20 protein-coding genes are annotated in these 20945 nt (G+C 63.5%); 5 read left to right on the top strand and 15 right to left on the bottom strand.

The window, feature by feature from the left end; all coding sequences use genetic code 11:
- Positions 1–19 precede the first annotated feature (19 nt).
- From QM672_RS04415 to QM672_RS04445, 7 genes are all read right to left on the bottom strand, one after another.
- Positions 20–706, bottom strand: a complete 687-nt coding sequence (locus QM672_RS04415; protein ID WP_311937208.1) for a YoaK family protein — start codon at positions 704–706, stop codon at positions 20–22.
- 87 nt (positions 707–793) lie between these two features.
- Positions 794–2080, bottom strand: coding sequence for an alginate export family protein (locus tag QM672_RS04420; protein ID WP_415080863.1), 1287 nt, complete (start codon positions 2078–2080; stop codon positions 794–796).
- A 139-nt stretch (positions 2081–2219) separates the two neighbouring features.
- The gene (locus QM672_RS04425) at positions 2220–2612 is read right to left on the bottom strand and encodes a DoxX family protein (RefSeq protein WP_367624804.1); all 393 of its coding nucleotides are present in this window, start codon (positions 2610–2612) and stop codon (positions 2220–2222) included.
- A gap of 82 nt (positions 2613–2694) precedes the next feature.
- On the bottom strand, positions 2695–4680 hold the full coding sequence (locus QM672_RS04430) for an amidohydrolase (RefSeq protein ID WP_415080865.1): 1986 nt from the start codon (positions 4678–4680) through the stop codon (positions 2695–2697).
- A complete protein-coding gene (locus QM672_RS04435; protein ID WP_149250343.1) occupies positions 4680–4955 on the bottom strand; it encodes a XapX domain-containing protein in 276 nt (91 codons plus the stop codon). The genes QM672_RS04430 and QM672_RS04435 overlap by 1 nt, the downstream gene beginning before the upstream one ends.
- A 116-nt stretch (positions 4956–5071) precedes the next feature.
- Positions 5072–5767, bottom strand: coding sequence for a hydrolase (locus tag QM672_RS04440; protein WP_311937193.1), 696 nt, complete (start codon positions 5765–5767; stop codon positions 5072–5074).
- 67 nt (positions 5768–5834) lie between these two features.
- Complete coding sequence (locus tag QM672_RS04445) at positions 5835–6482, bottom strand: alpha/beta hydrolase (protein WP_415080868.1); 648 nt, start codon at positions 6480–6482, stop codon at positions 5835–5837.
- Positions 6483–6831: 349 nt separating this feature from the next.
- Between QM672_RS04445 and QM672_RS04450 the strand changes: the two genes are divergently transcribed.
- Together QM672_RS04450 and QM672_RS04455 are read left to right on the top strand one after the other, a co-directional pair.
- Positions 6832–7770: a LysR substrate-binding domain-containing protein gene (locus tag QM672_RS04450; protein ID WP_415080870.1), complete on the top strand. Its 939-nt coding sequence runs from the start codon at positions 6832–6834 to the stop codon at positions 7768–7770.
- Between the two features lie 182 nt (positions 7771–7952).
- Complete coding sequence (locus QM672_RS04455; RefSeq protein ID WP_367624894.1) at positions 7953–8711, top strand: IclR family transcriptional regulator domain-containing protein; 759 nt, start codon at positions 7953–7955, stop codon at positions 8709–8711.
- Between the two features lie 24 nt (positions 8712–8735).
- On the opposite strand, the gene QM672_RS04460 is transcribed toward QM672_RS04455, so the two are convergent.
- On the bottom strand, positions 8736–9581 hold the full coding sequence (locus tag QM672_RS04460) for a helix-turn-helix domain-containing protein (RefSeq protein ID WP_415080872.1): 846 nt from the start codon (positions 9579–9581) through the stop codon (positions 8736–8738).
- Between the two features lie 328 nt (positions 9582–9909).
- Between QM672_RS04460 and QM672_RS04465 the strand changes: the two genes are divergently transcribed.
- Genes QM672_RS04465 through QM672_RS04475 form a run of 3 tightly spaced genes read left to right on the top strand, consistent with a single transcriptional unit; the run spans position 9910 to position 12852 of the window.
- Positions 9910–11595, top strand: a complete 1686-nt coding sequence (locus tag QM672_RS04465) for an FAD-dependent oxidoreductase (protein WP_415080874.1) — start codon at positions 9910–9912, stop codon at positions 11593–11595.
- Between the two features lie 25 nt (positions 11596–11620).
- Positions 11621–12082 (top strand): nuclear transport factor 2 family protein, encoded by a 462-nt coding sequence (locus tag QM672_RS04470; protein ID WP_415080876.1) that lies wholly within the window; start codon positions 11621–11623, stop codon positions 12080–12082.
- A 50-nt stretch (positions 12083–12132) separates the two neighbouring features.
- A complete protein-coding gene (locus QM672_RS04475; RefSeq protein ID WP_415080878.1) occupies positions 12133–12852 on the top strand; it encodes an SDR family NAD(P)-dependent oxidoreductase in 720 nt (239 codons plus the stop codon).
- A gap of 543 nt (positions 12853–13395) precedes the next feature.
- Here the strand turns inward: QM672_RS04475 and QM672_RS04480 are convergent.
- The 7 genes from QM672_RS04480 to QM672_RS04510 form a co-directional block, all read right to left on the bottom strand.
- Positions 13396–14196 (bottom strand): intradiol ring-cleavage dioxygenase, encoded by an 801-nt coding sequence (locus QM672_RS04480; RefSeq protein ID WP_311937514.1) that lies wholly within the window; start codon positions 14194–14196, stop codon positions 13396–13398.
- A gap of 147 nt (positions 14197–14343) precedes the next feature.
- Positions 14344–16101: an FAD-dependent oxidoreductase gene (locus tag QM672_RS04485; protein WP_415080880.1), complete on the bottom strand. Its 1758-nt coding sequence runs from the start codon at positions 16099–16101 to the stop codon at positions 14344–14346.
- Positions 16102–16116: 15 nt separating this feature from the next.
- On the bottom strand, positions 16117–17181 hold the full coding sequence (locus QM672_RS04490; RefSeq protein WP_415080882.1) for a branched-chain amino acid ABC transporter permease: 1065 nt from the start codon (positions 17179–17181) through the stop codon (positions 16117–16119).
- 11 nt (positions 17182–17192) lie between these two features.
- Complete coding sequence (locus QM672_RS04495; RefSeq protein ID WP_415080884.1) at positions 17193–18056, bottom strand: branched-chain amino acid ABC transporter permease; 864 nt, start codon at positions 18054–18056, stop codon at positions 17193–17195.
- Positions 18053–18760 (bottom strand): ABC transporter ATP-binding protein, encoded by a 708-nt coding sequence (locus QM672_RS04500; protein WP_311937164.1) that lies wholly within the window; start codon positions 18758–18760, stop codon positions 18053–18055. Before QM672_RS04500 ends, QM672_RS04495 begins: the two co-directional genes overlap by 4 nt.
- A complete protein-coding gene (locus QM672_RS04505; protein ID WP_415080886.1) occupies positions 18760–19479 on the bottom strand; it encodes an ABC transporter ATP-binding protein in 720 nt (239 codons plus the stop codon). The genes QM672_RS04500 and QM672_RS04505 overlap by 1 nt, the downstream gene beginning before the upstream one ends.
- Before the next feature lie 71 nt (positions 19480–19550).
- A complete protein-coding gene (locus tag QM672_RS04510; RefSeq protein WP_415080888.1) occupies positions 19551–20828 on the bottom strand; it encodes an ABC transporter substrate-binding protein in 1278 nt (425 codons plus the stop codon).
- Between the last annotated feature and the right edge of the window lie 117 nt (positions 20829–20945).

The raw sequence follows: 20945 nt of genomic DNA on the forward strand, positions 1-20945 counted from the left end.
CTATCGATACAGATGGGCGTCAGGCGATATCCGGCTCTGGATCGAGGTGGATCGAGAGCACGGTCGCGAGCGCGATGAATGGCGGGAGGAGGAAGGCGTGAAGGCCAAACAGGATGAAGATGAGCGCCGCCGCGCCACAGCCGGCTGCAAAAGCGACAATGGCCGGCACCATCTTCCTGAGCCGACCCCGGATGTCCGAGCGCTGCTGTTGCGAAGCGCTTCCAGACAATAGGTCGGCCAGATCCAGCATGATTTGCGTGGTCGTACCCGTCATCAGCGTCGAGGGAGGGATTTTCGGCAGATGAACGCGATGAGAGGCGTTCTGAATCGCCATCGCACAGACCAAAATCATGCCGGTCAGGATGGCCCGCCAAGTGTCGCCATCTGGGAACGGCCCCCAGGCCAATGCAAGAGCCGCGGCGAGGGCGAGCAGCAGCACCTTGATGCCGAGCATGGTCTTCAAGGCGATTGAGCCCGATGCGCCGAAGCGAAGGCTGATCATCCGCGTCAGCAGGATTGTCAGGCAAAACACCGGAAGCGCGAGAAGCTTGGCAAAAGCACCGGACGTACCGTTCACCAGTGCTGCGCCGAATGTTACGAAGTTGCCTGTCACATGCGCTGTAAAGAGCCCCTGCAGTGCCAGGAAGCCGGCGGTATCGACATAGCCGCCGTTAAGACTGAGCAGGAATGACGTGCCCTGTTTCAATTGCTGGTTCCTTTTTTCCGACGGCTGCGGAACACCCCCATGCGCTTGTCGGAAGGGCTTCGCGTCGTTGCGGCCTTTGCTGCGGGATCAGAATGAAATTGCTGCCCAGGCCGCGGCGAACGATCCGGACTTTCCGCCCGCCTGCCGTATCCTCTTTCCGGGTGTGTAGTTTACATAGGTGCCGCCGAAGGTCAGATGCTTGGTTGGTGTCCAGGTAAGGGTCGTGGAAACTTGCTGACCCATATACCGGCCGGTGCCGCCCGCCGTGGATGCGACCGGGGTAATGGCCGGCCCGTAGAAGGCATCGGCCGTCGCTTCCTTCCAGAGCGGATTCCAGCCGACGTTCAACACCACGTTCTTCACCACAGTCAGCGTCAGATTGGGCTGGATGTCGATGAGGTTGGCGGGGCCGACCAGATTCGCTTCGGAGAAATAGGGCAGCTTCGGGAACAGCGGATTGAAGGTCCCAAGCGTGCCGTTGCGCAGATTGTGGTCGCCACTGATCACATCGGCGTTGAGGCCGATCCGAGGCGAGAACGGCGCGTCCTGGAGCGTGTAGCCAAGCTCGGCCGAGACGGTCCAGGCACTGATATCGGCGGTGCCGAAACGGCCGAATTGATAGGCACCTTCCAGATCCCAATCGAAATTGTCAGCCTTGCCGAACAGGCGTGCACCAACAGTGTGCCGATGTTCATTGCCGGTGCCGCGCGCGAACTTCGCATCGTCCCGGTTGAGGCCGAAATAGTAGAGATCGGCCTTTAATGCAGGGATGCCGGGAACGGGACTCGTAGCATAGACGCCCCAGAAGACCTGGCTGGTGTCCGATTTGTCGTCGAACACGCCGGAGAGCAGCGAAACCGGGCGCATGAGGAAGGCGTCGATACGTGTGTCCGGCGACGCTATCCAGGCGGCGCGGACACCATCGAAGGCGCGGCGGATGTTGGGGCTTTCGCGCACGGAGACGAGGCGCGAAGAGCCGAAGCTCATCTCCTGCCGCCCGGCCCGGACCATAAAACTTCCAGCAGCTGACGGAAGCGTCAACTCGCCATAGCCTTGCATGAGATCGAAGCGATCAAACTGCGTTGCCGGAGCCGTTCCGTTCCAGGAAGGGGCCAGCCCGCTGCCCAATTGGACAAAGGTTCTCAAATAAGGCCCGAAATGAACGTCCGCCGAGAGCAAAGAGCGGATGAGCAGGACGTCATTGTGTTCGGGCTTTGCCAAGCCGAAGACCGGGTGGTTCGAGGACTCTCCGCGAAGCCGCAACTGTCCCCCGAAATCGACATAGACGCTGCCATCCGAGGAGAGCGGGATGTTCTTCAGCGCGTCGAAGGGATCCTTGTCGGCCACGCCATTGGAATTGGTCTCCTGCGCCATTGCGGCGCCGCCAAATATCAGGCCGCACAGGGCAAGTGCGACACAAGATAGACGCGCCATGGGCAACTTCCTTTCTTTTGGCGTGAGGAGCCAAGTGGCCGATCAAGGCGCACGGCTGGATCTGTGGGCGACAGCCGGCCTAACGCTGCCCGTCACGCGCGGTGTCTTTCGTCTTGGTCAGATCGTCGATGGCCACGAGAACAAATCCGCCGATGAGGCCGAGATGCTCGAAGAAGGCGTTCATCGCCATCATTCGCCCCTGCCCGGCCGGGATTTCCCAAAAGCGCAGGGCGACGAAGGTCGCGATCAGCGTGAACCCTGCCAAAGCGAGGGCCGCGAGCCAGCGCCAGAGGCCGAACAGCACCATCGCACTGGCCACGAGCTCGAAGGCGATCACCGCCACCGCGAATGGCGGTGCCGGCGATAGTCCGAAATGCGTCATCTCCGCGATCGCGCCGTCGAAATCGAGGATCTTGGTGACAGGGCCCTGGATGTAGGCCGCGCAGAGGCCGAGATAGGCAAGACTTCGCATGGTGGCCGATCCGAAGACCGGACGCGCGGCCGTGGCCAACCTCGCCATGACGGTCGTTGGAGCGTTCGATGAAGAGGCCACGTCACACCGCCCAGCAGGAGCATCCGAGCGCTCCCCAGAAGCTCTTGAGGTCGGAGATCGGTAGCTTCGATCCCCAGGCGCTGGCATGGTCGTGACCATGCACGCCGCAGGACGATTGACACCCGCACAAGGCGATCGCCATGCGCTGCAGCGAATTCTTGCCTGCACCCTCCGGTTCGCCCCAGGCCGCATAGCCCTTGAAGCTGCGTACCGGCGACCAGTTTGGCATCGCCGGCGGGACAGGATTCTCGTCGAGCTTGGAGAAATCCCCGGCGCCGTAGACGATCTTGCCGCCCACCATCGTCAGGTCCGAGGTGAGGAAGGAGATTTCGTCGTCGGGGCAGGTGAAGAAGTCCTTGTTGGGCACGCATGCGTCCGCGAACTGGCCCTTCTCGATCCGCCCCCGCTTGCCTTCGTCGTTGGAGAACCAGGTGACGTTTTCGGTCCACATCCGCAGGGCGGTCTCGCGATCGAGGCAATTGCGTTGCGGATAGAGGCGCAGGCCGCCGACCGTCTTGCCGGTGATCATCCAGCTGAGCGAGACCCAGGGGTTGTAGGACGCTACGCGTGTCGCATCCGTACCCGCCGAGACCTTCACGCCCTTTTCGAGCATGCGGGCGACCGGCGGCGTCGCCTCGGCCGCGCCGGCACCATAGCGCTCGACGAAATATTCGCCCTGATAGGCCATGCGATGCTGGACGGCGATGCCACCGCCAAGTGCCGAGATGCGATCGATGGACTTTTCCGAAATCGTCTCGGCGTGGTCGAAGAACCAGTTCAAGCCCTGGAGCGGGATATCCCTGTTGACCTTCTCGAACACGTCGAGCGAGCGCGAGATCGTCTCGTCATAGGTCGCATGCAAACGCCAGGGCCAGCGGTTCTGCGCCAGCACGCGCACGACCTCCTCGAGTTCGCCCTCCATCTCCGGCGGCATGTCGGGCCGTGGCTGGCGGAAGTCCTCGAAATCCGCTGCCGAGAACACCAGCATTTCGCCGGCGCCGTTGTGGCGGAAATAGTCGTCGCCCTGCTTGTATTTTACCGAGGAGGTCCAGTTGAGGAAGTCTTCCTTTTCCTGCTTCGGCTTCTGGGTGAACAGATTGTAGGCGAGACGGACGGTCAGCTGGTTGTCGTTCGAGAGCTTCTGGATGACGGCATAGTCTTCCGGATAGTTCTGGAATCCGCCGCCGGCGTCGATGGCGCCGGTCACGCCGAGGCGGTTGAGCTCGCGCATGAAGTGGCGGGTGGAATTGACCTGATAGTCGAAGGGGAGCCTTGGGCCCTTGGCCAGCGTCGCATAGAGAATGGCGGCGTTCGGCTTGGCGAGCAGGAGACCGGTCGGATTGCCGTTGGCGTCACGCGTGATTTCGCCGCCGGGCGGCTCGGGCGTGTCCCTGGTATAGCCGACCGCGCGCACCGCCGCTGCATTGAGCAGGGCGCGATCATAGAGATGCAGCAGGAAGACCGGCGTGTCGGGCGCTGCGGCGTTGATCTCCTCGATCGTCGGCAGGCGCTTTTCAGCGAATTGATGCTCGGTGAAGCCGCCGACGACACGGACCCATTGCGGAGCGGGGGTCACCGCGACCTGGCGCTTCAGCATGTCCATCGCGTCGGCCAGCGAGCGAACGCCGTCCCAGCGCAGCTCCATGTTGAAGTTCAGCCCGCCACGGATGATGTGGAGATGGTTGTCGATCAGGCCGGGCAGCAGGCGCCGGCCCTTGAGGTCGATTTTCCTGGTCTTGTCGTCCGCAAGTGCGAGTACGTCCTTGTCGCTGCCCACGGCGAGGAACTTGCCATCCTTGATGGCGACGGCACTCGCGACCGGGTTTGTCCGATCAAGCGTGGTGATCTTGGCGTTGTGGATGACGGTATCGGCATTCATCGCGGCATCTCCGTTTGAATTGCTGTCGCCGGCGCGGGCCCGCGAGACGATCGTCGGGAGTGCGAGGCCGGATACCCCGCCGAGAAAGGCGCGACGGGTGGTCTTCATCAGGTCTTTTCCTTCGATGTTTCGGAGGCCTGCGCGATGTGGCGGCCCGGCAGCTGGCCGAAGACATGGGTGACGGCATGGCTCTTGTCGCAGGCGGAGGCGAAGGCCTTGCCGGAGATCAGCTGCTTGCTGACCGGGATGATCTGTTCGCCAACCAGAATGCCCAGGAGACCGACGAGCGCGACGACCGGAGGCGCGGGCGAGCGGACATCCAGAAGGCTGTAGATCAAACCGACCAGCAGGCCGGCGCCCAAAGAGACGAGATAGAGTTTCATCAGATAGCTTCCCTGAGACCGGAGCCGTGCATGAGCCTTGGGCGACGGCGCGGTGCGCGCTCCGTCGCCCATGACCCTCCGACCCTTCCGGATTGCAGCGGGGAGGGGCGGGTGGTTCAGGCCTGCTTTGCGGGATTGGGGCCGATGCGCTCGCCGTGCTTCACGCGCTCGGGCGCCTTGTGCACCATGGTGTAGGCGTAATCGACGCCCATGCCGTAGGCACCGGAATGCTCCTTCACGATGTTCATCACCGCGTCATAGGTGTCCCTGCGCGCCCAGTCGCGCTGCCATTCCAGCAGGACTTGCTGCCATGTCACCGGCACCACGCCCGCCTGGACCAGGCGATCCATGGCGTATTTCTGGGCATCGGCGGAGGTGGCGCCGGAGGCGTCGGCAACCATGTAGATCTCATAGTCGGTGTCACGCATGCAGGAGAGCGCGAAGGTCATGTTGCAGACCTCGGTCCACAGGCCCGAGCAGACGATCTTCTTGCGGCCGTCCTTGGCGTTCTTCGCCAGGGCGTCGCGGACGTTCTGGTCGTCCCAGGAGTTCATCGACGAACGCTCGAGGAGCTGGTTCTCGGGAAATACGGCGAGCAGTTCGGGATAGGTGTTGCCGGAGAAGGACTCGGTCTCGACCGTCGTGATCGTGGTCGGGACCTTGAACGCCTTGGCGGCCTTGGCCAGGCCGACGACATTGTTCTTCAGCACTTGCCGGTCGATCGATTGCACGCCGAACGCCATTTGCGGCTGCTGATCGATGAAAATGACCTGGCTGTTTTGAGGCGTCAGAACTTCGTGAAGTTTGCTCATGTCTAGTCTCCGTTAAAAGCTCGGGATGGGTTGGCCGGCTGCGCGTCGCGCGCCATGAACCGCGGGATCAGGGCGCCGCGACGAGGGCGGACAAGAGCGCACGGACCTGATCGACTTCGTCGTCGTTGATCTCGTGGCCCATGCCCGGATAGATCCTCTCGACGACTTGGCCGCCGAGGGCCGACAACACGCGGCTGCTTTCACGCACCCGTTCAACAGGGATGTGCGGGTCGATGTCGGAGCTGCCCAGAAAGACGGGCGTATCCGCGAGCGAGCCGGCATAGTCCCGAGGCGCCCTGTCCGGGCCGATGAGACCGGCGCTCAGACCGATGACGGCGCCGTAGCGGCGTGCGTTGCGGGCCGCGAACTCCAGCGCCAGGCAACCGCCTTGGGAAAAGCCGAGCAGCGCGATCCGGGCCAGGTCCAGCTTCTTGTCCTGCAGCCATGAGACGGCATTGCCGACCTCGGCGAGAGAACTGGAGAGATGGGGTTCGTTGCGATCGAGCGCGGCCAGGAATGAGTACGGATACCAGGTGCCGCCCGGCGCCTGCGGCGCAAAATAGGCGATATCGGGCTGCTCGAAGATATCGGCCAGACCGAACATGCTCTCGGCGGCGGCGCCGCGCCCATGCAGGAGAATGACAGCCGCTTTGGCCTTGTCCAGCGAGGCCCCCGTCGTTGCAATGGAGTAGTTTTTGCTCATGTTTCTCTCCATCCATCAAACGAAGTGGCTGCGCGTGCGGAAACAGCCGTTATTCGCGGCTGGTCGCGTTCGACGAGATGATTGTCGGTATGTCGTTAGCGGAAGAAAGTTCAGATCGGTGGGCGCAATACGTCACCGTTACTTGAGATCAGCAGAAATCATACTTCTGATCCCAAGCGTATGTGCCGCACCGCCTTGCGAATGCAATCTTCATCTCATGCAGCGGACGATAGTTTCGTTCCGGAGCATTGACAATATCAAATCGTATGGCGTATTTGTCCACGATATGGCGACAAGCTGACGGGCGCCGACCGAGCGCCGATAGTTTGCGCGGCCGGTGTGGCAACCTGCGGAGGCACGCTTGGACAAACTGACCAATATGAAGGCGTTCACAAGGGTCGTGAACCATGGCAGCTTCAGCGAAGCGGCGAGAGAGCTGCGTCTTTCCCGGTCCGCCGTCAGCAAATATGTCATCGATCTTGAGATCGAGCTCGGTGTGCAGCTGCTTAATCGCACCACGCAGAGCGCGGCACCAACCGAAGTCGGGATGCGTTATTACGAGCGCTGCCTGGCCATCCTCGCCGAGATCGAAGACGCCGAAACCTCGCTATCGCAGTTTCAGGTCGAAGCTCGGGGGCTGTTGCGTGTCAATGCGCCGATGTCGTTCGGGACGATGTTTCTGGGACGGTTGATCGGCCAGTTCATGGCCCGGCATCCCGACCTCCAGATCCAGCTGGTCCTGAGCGATCAGCAATTGGATACGGTGCAGGAAGGCTTCGACGTCACGATCCGCTTGACGGATTCGCCGCCGCCCAATCTCGTGACCCATGAAATCGCGTCGGCGCCGCGGATCATATGCGCATCCCCGGCCTATCTGGAAGAGAGGGGTATACCTCAGCATCCAAGGGACCTGCGAGACCATGCTGGTCTGCACTATGGCTATCTCGAAACCGGTGCGCAGTGGAAGCTCACCGGCAAGGACGGTGATCATTGGGTCCCGGTGTCGTGGTGCCTGTGCAGCAACAACGGGGAAGTGTTGCGCGACATCGCCGTCGAAGGGCGCGGCATTGCGCTCCTTCCCAGTTTTATCGTCGACTCCTGCTTGCGCGACGGCACTCTCAGGGAGGTATTGTCGGATTATCATGCGCCTGAAATGTCGATCCACGCGATGTTTCCGCCGACGCGCTACCTGCCGTACAAGCTCAGGGTCTTCATCGATTTCCTCATGAAATCCCTCCCCGACGGTTTCAACTTGCCAACAGGCATCATGCCCGAGCAAGGGCGTAGCGAGCATCCCTGATTGCCGGACGCGCGCTCACTGCGATTGCATGTTCTCCGTTCGCCCGGTTCTGATGGCCCATACGGCGCGCCGTCAGCGCGCATTCGTTCCTGTCCCCTGCATTGCATCCTCACCAATTTCGCTCGCCTGGTGCGATAGTCGAGTATACGTTCGATATTCGAACGAGGGTGCCTATGACGAAAATGGAGAAGGATGGCGACATGATGGGGGGCTTCGCCAAGGGGCTCTCGGTCATCGAAGCTTTCGACGAAGACCATGAAGCCCTTTCGATCGCCGATGTCAGCCGCCTGACCGGACTCGACAGGGCAACGGCGCGTCGCTGCCTTCTTACCCTGCTCAAGGGGGGCTATGCCAGCACGGATGGCCGCTTGTTCGCCTTGACGCCGCGCGTGCTGCGCCTGGGCTATGCCTATCTTTCCGCCGCGCCATTGCCAAGGCGCCTGCAGCCCTTCCTCGAAAGGCTATCCGAAACCACGCAGGAAAGCGCTTCCGCCGCCATCATGGACGGGAGCGACGTAGTCTATGTCGCGCGTGCTGCCCAAAAGCGGGTGATGTCTGTCGCCCTCAATATCGGCAGCCGCTTGCCGGCCTATTGTTCATCCATGGGCCGGGTCCTGCTCGCCGCCCTGCCACCCGAAGAAGCGCGGGCCTTGCTCGAGGGCAGCGAACGGCCGGCGATGACGCCAAGGACACTGACCGATGTCGACGATCTCATGGCCGAGCTCGGAAAAGTACGCCGGTGCGGCTACGCCCTCGTGGATCAGGAGCTCGAACTCGGCCTGCGCTCGATCGCCGTGCCGATCGTCACGACGGGCGGGCGGGTTGTCGCGGCCCTGAACACCGGCGCCCAGGCCGCCCGGGCCTCCACTGCGCGCCTGAAGGCGGAAGTCCTGCCGCTCCTGCTCGATGTGCAGGCGCAATTGCGGCAGGTGTTGGCCTGACTGGCGCGGCAGCAAGTCCCGTGTTCACGTTCGCGCGCGTTCGCGCCATGCCAACGGCGTCAGCCCCAGCCGCCGGCTGAAGGCACTCGTCATGTGCTGCTGGGAGGCAAAGCCGCAACTGGCGGCGATCTCCCGCAGCGGCGCTGAGGTCGCGGTGAGCTGATGCTGCGCGATCTGCACGCGCCGCTCCAGGACGAACTGGTGCAGGGGCAGGCCGGCTTTGCGCTGGAAGCGACGCCGCAATGTGATCACCGGCAGGTCGAGCAGATCGGACAGCTCGACCAGGCTCAGCCGTTCGGCGATATTGGCGTCGATGTGCTCGCGAAGACGGGCATATTCGCGGTCCGAAAGTGGACCACATGCCGTCCTGCTGGCAAATGCGCGCAGCGAGCGGAAGACATCCACCAGGGCAAGTTGCGAAACGGCCTCCACGGCGATGCTGTCGGGCTGCGACGAGGCATTGAACAGGGTGCGCGCATAGGCCACCAGGCCGGCAATCGATGGGGAGGCGATGTTGTCGATGCTGGTGGGGATGGGGGCGAGGCGATAGTCCGCGCCCAGCAGTTTGTGCTGGAGTTCGGGCGCAAAGCGGAAGGCGGCAAAGCCCGCGGACACGGCGCTGGCCTCGACCGCCACGCGGCCGCCGGCGGGATGGAAGGCAGCCGTCAGGGCATCGAAACGCATCGCGGATGGGCTGCGCCCGTCATAGCCCGTCTTCGCCTCGATCGCGCCGAGCAGGAGGCAGACCACATCGGCCTCGTTCTCGAATGACAACCGATAGGGCTTGGCGGGCTCCAGATGCCAGAGCGCGCATTCTGCTTGGGCGCCGCCGGTGTTCATCGTGGCGGCGAGGCATTGCGGGGTGTCCATGGCGTCCCCCATCCGGCGTGCCCTCGCGGGCGCACCTGCGTTTCGAGCGCTTCCCGGCAGCCATCCGATCTTGATGCCGGACCGGCTACATTCAAACGCGCGGATACTGCCAGGAAATTGCGCCGGGTGCAATATTCGCACCTTTGTACGATATTCGCACATTTGTCTTTTCGTTGACCTGATCAGTTTTTGTAACGCCCCGATCGTGAAAGACGTCGGCGCCCGATTTCCGGCAGCCTGTACGCAACGGTCGAGCGGCTTGTCCGCGACAGACCTCGATGTTCGGCGGCCCAGCGCTTCAAGCGGGCCGGGAGAGGGGAGGACGCGCATGACTGCATCCATGAAACTGCCGGCCCGTGCCAGCGCCAAGCCGGTGACCGCGGCCGATTTCGATATCGAAACCGATATCGTGGTGGTCGGCGGCGGTGCCGGCGGGCTCGCTTCCGCGCTCTTCGCGCGCTGGGAGGGCAATGAGGTCGTCCTGCTCGAAAAGGCGCCGGAACTCGGTGGCACTACGCGCAAGGCGGCCTTCTGGTACTGGGTGCCCAACAACAAGGCGATGCAGGCGCTCGGCATTGCCGACCCCAAACCCGATTGCATCCGCTACATGGCGCGCCTGGCGCGGCCGGAGCGCTATGTCGCCGGTCATCCGACCTTCGGCCTCGACCCATGGGAATACGCCATGTGCGAGGCCTTCTACGACAACGCCTCGACGGCGACCGAGCTTCTGGCCGAGAAGGGCGCGCTCGAATATCGCCATTGCCCCGACGTGCCGGATTATTGGGCCGAGTTCGGCGAGGACAAGGCGCCGAAAGGCCGGGTGCTGCTGCCCAAGGGCGCCAAGGACAGCATGTCCGACGGCGGCGAGGTCGCGATCCGCACGATGTCCGCTGCAGCCAGGCGCGACGGCATCGAGATCCGCACGGGCATGCGGGTCCAGCGCCTCACCCGAGGCGATGACGGAGCGGTGAACGGCGTGCAGGCAACCGACATCGACGGGCGCCTGACCACCGTGAGGGCTCGCAAGGCCGTGATCTTCGCCAGCGGGGGTTTTACCCATGATGCCGAGATGCGGCGCAATTTCCTCGCCGCCCCGGTTTTCGGCGGCTGCGCCGCCGTTTCCAACGAGGGCGATTTCGTCCGGATCGGCGCGGCGGCGGGCGGGCAGTTGCGCAACATGAACTATGCCTGGATGTGCCCGATCGTGCTGGAAAAGGCGCTCAATCGTGATCCTGGCCTGATCGGCACCTTCTCGCCCTCGGGAGACTCGATGATCTATGTCGACCGGCAGGGCCGGCGCGTCACCAATGAGAAGCTGGCCTACAACGAATCCGCCCAGGCCTTCTTCCAATGGGATGCCGCCAAGGGCGAATATCCCAATCTCGTGCTGTTCGCGATCTGGGACCAGCGCAGCCAGGACCACAGCGCCAGCGACGAATATGGCCGCTTCATCGTGCCGCCCGGTGCCGATGATGCCCATGTCGTCAAGGCCGATACGCTGGAAGGGCTCTCAGCCGGCATCGCCGAGCGCTTGGCCCGCCACGCCGACAATATTGGCGGCCTTGCCCTCTCCGCTGATTTCGCCGCCACGCTGAGCGCCACCATCGACCGCTTCAACGGCTTTGCCGAGAGCGGCCGGGATCTCGACTTCCGGCGCGGGGAGCGGCCGGTCGAGCAGCTCTTCAACGGCCCGGTGGCCGAGCCGGCCGGCAAGAACCCGACCATGTATCCGATTGCCAAATCGGGTCCGTTCTATGCGGCGCTGCTGAGCGGCGGCAATCTCGATACCAAGGGTGGGCCGAAGACCTCGCCGCAGGGGCAGGTACTCGACGACGAGGACCAGCCGATCCCCGGCCTTTACGGCGTCGGCAATTGCGTCGCCTCGGCCTCGGCGCGGGCCTATTGGGCCGGCGGCGGCACGCTCGGCCCGATCCTGGCCTACGCCTATCTTGCCGCAAGGCGAGCCCATCTCGAACCGATCAAGACGGCGGTCGGCAAGATCGCAGCCGAATGAAGCATCGACAAGGGAGAAAACGCCGATGGCCCTGACCCGGCAGACCATGACCGACGAGCAGCGCAAATCAGTCGCTCTCGAATATCTCAAGGCCTTCGACAAGGCCGGCGTGACCTCGGATGGCGGCTCCATCCTCGACCTCTTCGCCGAGGATGCGCAGGTCTATTTCCCCAAATGGGGCCTCGCCGACGGCAAGGAGGCAATCGGACGCCTGTTCGGCGATGTCGGCGGCACGCTGAAGAGCATCGTCCACCATTATGCCGCCTTCAACTGGGTGTTTTCGGGCGGCGACGTCATCGTCTGTGAGGGCACCAGCCACGGCGAGCACACAGACGGCCCCTGGCGAGCTGGCGTGCCCGATTGGGGTGCGGGGCGCTGGTGCGACGTCTTCGAGATCCGCGACTGGAAGATCCAGCGCTGCTTCATCTATCTCGATCCCGATTACGCCGGGAAGGACAGTGCCCGCTACCCCTGGCTTGGCCGGTAGCGTCGGACGTCTACTTTTGGACTTAACGATCAAATTTAGGAGGAAGGGCCATGCGGCTCAAGGACAAGGTCGCCCTGGTTTCGGGTGCAGCCCGCGGCATGGGCTATGAGATTGCCACGCTCTTCGCCCGCGAGGGCGCAATCACCTATGCCGGCGACATCGCCGGCCCCGATCACCCGCACGCCGCCGGCGTGGAAAACGTGCGCCTCGATGTCAGCCGCGAGGAAGATTGGGCCGGCACCGTCGATACGATCCTCGCCAGGCACGGCCGCATCGACGTCCTGGTCAACAATGCCGGCATCATCGCCTATGAGCCCTTGGACGAACTCGATCTTGCCGCCTGGCAGCGCGTCATCGCCGTCAACCAGACGGGAGTGTTTCTCGGCATGCGCGCGGTGGTGCCGGCCATGCGCCGGCAGAAAAGCGGCTCGATCGTGAACTTCTCCTCGATCTGGGGCAATGCCGCCGTCGGTGGTGCCCATGCCTATCACGCCACCAAGGGCGCCGTGCGCAACATGACCAAGAATGCGGCGATGAGCTATGTCGCCGACGGCATCAGGGTGAATTCCGTTCATCCCGGTTTCATCGACACGCCACTCACCCAGGCGCAGGCCTCCGACATCAATGCCTTCGTCATCGCCTCTACCCCGATGAAGCGGGCCGGCAAGCCGATCGAGGTGGCGAACGGCGTGCTGTTCCTCGCCAGCGACGAAGCGAGCTACATGACCGGGGCGGAACTGGTGATCGATGGCGGCTATCTCGCCCAATAGTCCGCTCTGACAGGCGGCCGATCCCGTGCCGATCCAGACCTTTAGCTAACAAAGATCGAAAGCAGAGCGCGTTCAGTCATGAGCGCGCTCTTTCCTTTCATGCCGATGGCATTGATGCCTGACCGATCAAGCACTGTCATTGCAAAACGATGCAGTGACGCCTGGATCAAACATCGTAGCCGTTGGCGATAAACATTTGTTTTGTATATGATTCTACTCGAAGAAGCTGCGCGGGGTGGTTGCTCACTCCGTCAAGGTCGGCACTGCCCCTCACCCTTACCCTCTCCCCGCAAGAGGCGGGGCGAGGGGGACTTCAGCCGCTTGTTTCATTCCTAAAACGGTCATCTCGCCCACCGATCGAGCAAGATGACGGCCCCGAGGTGGATCGCGACGCTTGCCGCCCCCTCGCCCCGCCTCTTGCGGGGAGAGGGTAAGGGTGAGGGGCGGCACCACGTAAGCAATTATGGCGCGGGCAGTGGCTTGCGATCGGAAGGGGTGAGCAATATACCCGTGCGGCTTTTTGCTCCCTTCGATCCATCCTCCTCAGGCTCCGGCCGTGTCGGGCGCCATGATGAAGTCGAAAGGTGAGCGCCACAGCGTCTTTTCGCCTTCGAGCCTGTCGAACGGTGCGATCAGCGATTTCTTCACGCCGAATACGGCATCGGATTCGAGATATTCATCGCCGCCCACGAAGGTATGGGTGACGATTGTCTTGAACCCGGGCGCCGTTACCAGATAGTGCATATGGGCTGGGCGATAGGGGTGGCGCCCCACTGCCGCCAGCATCTTGCCGACCGGGCCGTCGTCCGGGATCGGATAGGAAACCGGCTTGATGCCGATAAAGCTGTATTTGCCGTCCGGCCCGGTGATGAAGATGCCGCGATTATTGCCTTTGGGTTGAATGCCGGGCTGCTGCACATCGTAGTAGCCGTCGGCATTGTCGGACCAGACATCGACGCGCGCTCCCTCGATGGGGTTGCCCTCCAGATCCAGCACGCGGCCCTCGAACAGGCAGCTCTCGCCCTTGCCGTCGAGCGTGATGGTCGCCCCCATCTCGCGCACCGGGGCATCGGCGACATGGAACGGCCCGTAGACCGTATTCTCCGTGGCGCCCGAGGGGCGGCGATTGTTGATGGTGTCGACCAGCATGGACAGGCCCAGCGTATCGGACAGCAGAATGAATTCCTGCCGTTCGCCCGAACAGATCTGTCCCGTGCGGGTGAGGAAATCGATGCCGAAATTCCACTCCTCCTGCGTCAGCTCGACCTCCTTGGCGAAGGCGTGCAGATGCTTGACGAGGGCTGACATCACTATGGCGAGACGCGGGTCGATATCCCGGCCCATGCGGCCATTGACCGTTTCTATGGAATGGTCTTCGGAAAAATAGCTCACGGCTTACCTCGTTCGAGCTTGCGATCACCGAGCTGGCCCGGTGTCGATAAGGGGAGGGTGGCGCGCTCGGGCCACCCGACCGGAATTGACGGGACGGTGTCAGGCCAGCGCCAGGACGTCCTTCAGCACGCGGCGCAATTCCGCGTCCGGTTTGGTCGGCAAGGTCTTGGCGCGCCAGGCGACATGATGATCGGGGCGCACCAGGACGGCGCCGTTCTCCTCGATCTCGCTGACCCGCGCCCATTCGCCGGCCAGGTCCTGCCATTTCTGGCGGGGCCCGATGACGTGAACCGCGATGTCGAGGCCGAGTTCCTGCCCGACGGCCTGGGCTTCCTTCACCCAGTCCTGCCCGCGAATACCGGTCAGGATGGTGAACTTGCCATGACCGGTGAGGTCGAGCGTCGAGGTCTTTTCGCCGCGTGCCCCGAACAGCCAGGCATGCGGGAGACGGGCGCCGGGCCATGTCGTCTGCTGGAAATGCAGTTCGGCATCCCGCTGGAAGGACGGCTCCTCCTGCCCGTCCGGCTGGACGGCCTTCGACCGGTAGCGCTGGTTCATCTCCACGCCATGGGCGTCGAACTCATAGACCTTGGCGGCAATTGCCTCGCGGATGGCCTTGCGCTGGGCCTCGCCCGCCTCGTTCGGATTGCAGCGGGCGTCCATGTTTTCCTGCATCTTCACCGGATCGATCGAGTCGAGCAGGCCGAGCGCCTTGAAGATCGGTCCGAATTCCTCGATCGACTTGTTGGCGCGGGTCACGATCTGCCTGGCGACGGGCGCGCGTTCGGCCTGATAGCTGTCGAGCAACTCCTTGCCCGCCTGGCCTTTCAGCACGAAAGCGAGCTTCCAGGCCAGGTTGAATGCGTCCTGAATGGAGGTGTTGGAGCCGAGGCCATTCGATGGTGGGTGGCGGTGGATGGCGTCGCCCATGCAATAGACCCGGCCGTTCGATACCGTCTCCGCATACATGTTGTTGACCGTCCAGGTGGAGACCTGATCGATCTCGACATCCAGCTCAGGATCGCCGACGAGTTCACGCACGACCTTGGTGGCGAAAGCTTCGTCGACCTTGGGCGCGGGCTGGTTGATGTCATAGCCCCAGACGATCAGCCATTCGTTCCAGGGGCGCACCATACGCACCAGGCCCATGCCGATGCCACCGACATCGGCGCCCGGCTGCACCACCCAGTAGAGCACCGAGGGACGGTGCGCGACATATCGGGACAGGTCGGCCTTGAACAGGATGTTGATCGAGCCGCCGAGACCCATCTTGCCGCCATATGTCAGGCCGGCATGCTCCGCCACCTTGGAGTTGGAGCCGTCGGCGCCGATCAGATATTTCGAGCGGATGGTGAACTGCTTGCCGGTGAGCCGGTCGAGACAGGTGGTGGTGACGCCGTCCTCGTCCTGCACATGCGCTATATATTCGGTCGACAGCCGCGCCTGGGTGCCGCGCGAGCAGGCGGTCTTGAACAACAGCGGCTCCATGAAGGTCTGCGGCAGGTCGTTCATCAAAGTCGGCGAAGACAACAGGTGCTCGGCCTTGGAATGCGGGCTGGTGCCCCAGCTCTTCATGCGGCCGATCTCCTCGCCGGTCAGCGAGGTGCAGAACACGTTCTCGCCCATCAGCTCCTGATGCGCCGCGAACAGATAGGCCTCATCCTCCACCTCACGACCGAGATCGCGCAGCACTTCCATCGTGCGCTGATTGGTGATGTGAGCCCGCGGCGTGTTGGCCAGCCAGCGATAGCGATTGATCGCGATGTTCTCGATGCCATAGTTCGAGAGCAGTGCTGCAGTGGCGGATCCTGCCGGTCCGGTGCCGATGACGAGAACGTCTGTGGTGATGTCGGCCATGTTCCCTCTCCCTGTCTAGTTGTCGGATTGTCTGGGCGTGAGTATGCGGCGAACCGGGAAGAGCTGAATGCCGGTCCGTTCGGTAAACAGTCCCCACAGGCCGCGTGGGGCGAACAGCATGACGATGATGCCGATCAGGCCCAGGACGAGCAGATACCAGGAGCCGAAATCGGCCAGCAGGCTCTGCAGGATGTAGAGGACGATGACGCCGACGATCGGTCCTTCGATCGACCCGATGCCGCCGATGACGACGATGAAGATCACATAGGCGGTCCAGTCGGTCACGGCGAAGGCCGCATCGGGCGAGATGCGCGCCTTCTGCACGTAGATCAGGGCGCCGGCGAGGCCGGTGATGAAGGCGACGATGACATAGGTCGCTGCCTTGACCTTCAGCGCATCGACGCCGACGGCACGGGCCGCCTGGGCGTTGTCGCGCACCGCTGCAAGACCGAGGCCCTGTCGCGAGCGCAGCAGGCGATAGATGAAGACGATCGAAGCGACGGCGAGGGCCAGCGCGAGCCAGTAGCACAGAATATCGATGGCCTGGGCCGAGCGCACGCCGAAGAGGTTCTGAACCAGATTGACGCCGACCATGTCGCGGGGCGCGCGCGAGGGCAACGAGGTCCCGGTGCCGCCACCGAGTGTCTTCACTTGCGCCATCGCAAGGCGCACGACCTCGGCGATGACCCAGGTGCCGATGGCAAAATAGGCGCCCTGCAGGCGGAACACGAAGAACCCGGTGGGAATGGCGAGCAGGAAGGCGGCCAGCCCGCCGGCGACGACGCCGACCAGCGGGTCGAGGCCGAACAGGATGACGACGGCGAACATGGCATAGGCGCCAAGGCCGACGAAAGCTTGCTGGCCCACCGAAACCAGGCCGGCATAGCCCGCCAAGAGGTTCCAGCATTGCGCCAGCACCAGCATGGTCAGGATGAAGAACAGGTCCTGTATGCCGCTGCGCGGCAGAAACAGGGGTGCGGCGAAACCGAGCGCCACGACCAGGAGCGCGGCGAGGAAGAAGATCGAGGAGGCGCGGGTGCGCGTCTCGACTTTCCAGGCGGTTGGGGCTTGCAGGTTCATCTCGGCTCCCCTCAGTCGACGGCTCTGGGGAACAGGCCACGCGGCCTGAACAGCAGCACGGCCAGGAAGGCGATATGGCCGGCCAGGATCTGCCATTCCGGATTGAGGCTGGCGCCGAGCGCCTGCGCCACGCCGATGACGCAGCCGCCGGCGAGCGTGCCCCAGAAGGAGCCGAGCCCGCCGATGATGACCGCCTCGAAAGCGTAGATCAGGCGTGCCGGGCCGATGGTCGGGTCGAAATTGGCGCGGGCACCGAGATAGAGCGCGGCGATGGTGGCGACCACCAGTGCCAACCCTGTCGCGACGGCGAAGATGGCGTCGGGGCGAATGCCCATCAGGCCGGCCGTGACGCGATCATCCGAGGTGGCGCGGAAGGCGCGGCCGAGCGACGTGCGATAGAAGATGAGGTTCAAGGCCAGGATCACGCCGACCGCCGAGAGAAAGGTGACGAGGGGCATCACGCCGATGGTGGTGAAGCCCAGGTTGAGCGAGGCGGTTTCGATCGAGCCGAGTGCGATCCGGCGGCTGTCGGCAGAGAAGGTCTCGAGCAGCCCGTTCTGGATGACGATGGAGAGCCCGAAGGTGACCAGCAGCGGCGGCAGGATGTCTGGCCCCAATGTCCGGTTGAGCACGAAATATTGCAGGGCCCAGCCAATGGCAAACATCAGCGGCATGGCGATCAGCGCCGCCAGGAACGGGTTCAGGCCCAGCGATGAGACCAGGAACAGGATCGCGAATGCGGCCATGACGATGAGGTCGCCATGCGCCAGGTTGACGAGGCGCATGATGCCGAAGACCAGCGCCAGGCCGGCCGCGAACAGGGCGTACAGGCCGCCCAGCAACACGCCTTGAATGATCGTGTCGATGAGGTTCATGCATGCGCTCCGAAATAGGCGGCGTGGATCTGGTCCCGGCTGATGTCCGAGGGCTTGCCCGACAGCGTGATGCGGCCTTCCATCATGCAGTAGACATGGTCGGCCACTTTCAGCGCCTGGCCGATATCCTGCTCGACGATGACGATGGATGCGCCGCTGTCGCGGATTTTCGGGAAGGCGGCGTAGATGTCCTTGATCACGACCGGGGCAAGGCCGAGGCTCAACTCGTCGCACAGCAGCACGCGCGGATTGGACATCAGGGCGCGGCCGATGGCGACCATCTGCTGCTGTCCGCCCGAGAGGGCGGTGCCGGGATTGTGGCGGCGCTCCTTCAGGATCGGAAACATCTCGTAGATCGCATCGAGCGACCAGAAGCCCTCGGCCGCGCGCCCATATTTGCCGATCAGCAGGTTTTCCTCGACGCTCAGCGAGGGAAAGAGCTTGCGGCCCTCCGGGACCATGGCGATGCCCAAGGCCAGCATATCCGGTGCGGCCCGATCGCCGATCGGGCGTCCGTCGAACCTGATCTGGTCGGCCGCGTTCCTGAGCACGCCGGCGATCGAGCGCATCAGCGTCGTCTTGCCAGCCCCGTTTGCGCCGATGATGGCGACGGTCTGTCCTTCGGCCAGCGCCATGTCGACGCCGAACAGTGCCTGGAAGTCGCCATAGAAGGCCGTGAGGGATCTTGTTTCGAGCAGGGCCATCACACGTCGATCCCGAGATAGATTTCGCGCACGGCCTTGGAGGCCATGATCTCGTCGGGCTGGCCGATGCCGATGACCTTGCCGAAATCCAGCACCAGCAGGCGGCCGACGACAGCGGTCAGGGCATGCAGCACATGCTCGATCCAGACGATGGAGATGCCTGTCTCGTGCACCGCGCGGATCGTGTCGACGAGCTGGCCGCATTCGCCTTCGGTGAGGCCGCCGGCGATCTCGTCGAGCAGCAGCAGCGTGGGCCGGGTGGCGAGGGCACGGGCAAGTTCGAGCCGCTTGCGTTGCAGGAGGCTGAGGCCACCTGCCATGTCGTTGGCCCGGGGCGAAAGCCCGGTTCGCCACAGAATGTCGGCGCAGCGGTCGGTGGCTTCGCTCTCCGACTGGCTTGCGCCGAAGGTGCCGGCGACCAGCAGGTTTTCGAACACCGTGAGCTTGTCGAAGGGCTGCGGGATTTGGAAGGTGCGGCCGACGCCGGCTAGGCACCGCGCCATCGGCGGCGTGCTGGTGACGTCACGGCCCTCAAAGATGATGCGGCCGCCGCCGACGTCCACATTGCCGGTAATGAGGTTGAACAGCGTCGATTTGCCGGCGCCGTTCGGGCCGATGATGCCCAGGGCTTCGCCCTTCTCCAGCGCGAAGGAGACGTCCTGCGTCACCTTCAAGGCGCCGTAGCTCTTCGAGACGTTTTGCAGGGCAAGGATCGTCATGATCTTCTCCTGTCCCTCTCCGCGTCGACGGGGAGGAGGGAGCCGCGATGGCACCGGATAAGGAATGGCCTCTAGGCGATCGCTTCCATCTTGCCGCCGGTCGGGATGTTCGGCGCGGTCTGGTTATCGGTGATGACGAGATCGTAGCCGCCGCCATCCCTAAGCCGCCACTGGCCGCCGACCAGCGGCGTCTTGGCGACGTTCTTCGCCGCGAAGGGCGGGAGGTTGGCACCGTCCCAGGCGACCCTGCCGACGATGGTGTCGAGCCTGGTGGCGGCGATGGCTGCGATCACCGCCTCGGCATTGGTGGGATCGGCGCGTTTCATCACGTCGGCGGCCAGTTCGAACAGGGCATGTACGAAGCCGATGGGCTGGGTCCACGGACGGTTCGTCGCCTTGGTGAAGCCCGCCGCCAGGGCCGCCGAGCTGTCGCCGGTCAAGGAAGACTTGAACGGATGGTTGGGCGTCCACCACACCTCGGACGACAGGTTGTGCCCGGCCTTGCCCAAGGCTTCGACGGCCTGCGGGAACAGGATAGCCTTGCCGATCGAGGCGATTTTCGGCTTGAAGCCCTGCTGCTGCGCCTGGTTCCAGAAGGTGGTGAAATCCGGCGGGATCATCACGCCGGTGATGATCTCCGCCTTGGCTGTCTTGAAGGCGTTGATCTGGGCGGAGAAGTCGTCGGTCAGGTTCTGGTAGCGGCCCGGATCGGTGAGGGTGAGGCCCTTCTTCTCGAGCACCGGTGGAAAGCCGACTTTCGGATCCCCCCAGGCATTGCCGTCGCCGTCATTGGGGAACAGGCCGCCGACCTTCTTGTTGGTTTCGAGCTGGCCCCACATGTTGGTGAAGACGGCGATGACGTCTTCCAGGCCCCAGAAGAAATGGAAGACGCTCTCGAACGGCTTCCAGGAATCCGGCGCGCCGGGATTGCCCTGCTGGCCGATGAACCAGGGTTGCCAGGGCGCCACGGTCGAGATGCAGGGCATGCCCTCGGCCTCGCAGATCGTCGCCACCGGATTGGTCGTCTCGGGCGTCGAGGCGACCAGCATCAGGTTCACCTGGGAATCGACCACCAGTTCCTTGGCGACTTCGGCGGCACGGTTCGGATTGGACTGGCTGTCCTTGACGATGACCTCGAAGTTCGCGCCCGCGGCCTTGGTCGCCGCGAGGAAGCCGTCGATGATGAACTTGTCGGCTTCGGCGAAGGCTGCCAGCGGCCCGGTCTGCGGGCTGACATAGCCGAGCTTGATCGCGGCGCCTGCCGCGATGGCCGGGCTGGCGACCCCGCCGAAGGCGGCGGTCGTGCCGAGCATGGCGGAAGTCTTCAGGAAATGGCGACGCGTGATCATTGCTTTCCTCCCCAGGAAGATCGTCGTGAAACCAGAGAAAAGTGCGACTTCTACGGATCGCATCTTTTTCTCTAACCCATTGTTTTGGTACGTTTTCTTACCCGGAAGCTATCGGGC

This window comes from Labrys sp. (in: a-proteobacteria) (assembly GCF_047605565.1).
Classification (GTDB): domain Bacteria; phylum Pseudomonadota; class Alphaproteobacteria; order Rhizobiales; family Labraceae; genus Labrys; species Labrys neptuniae.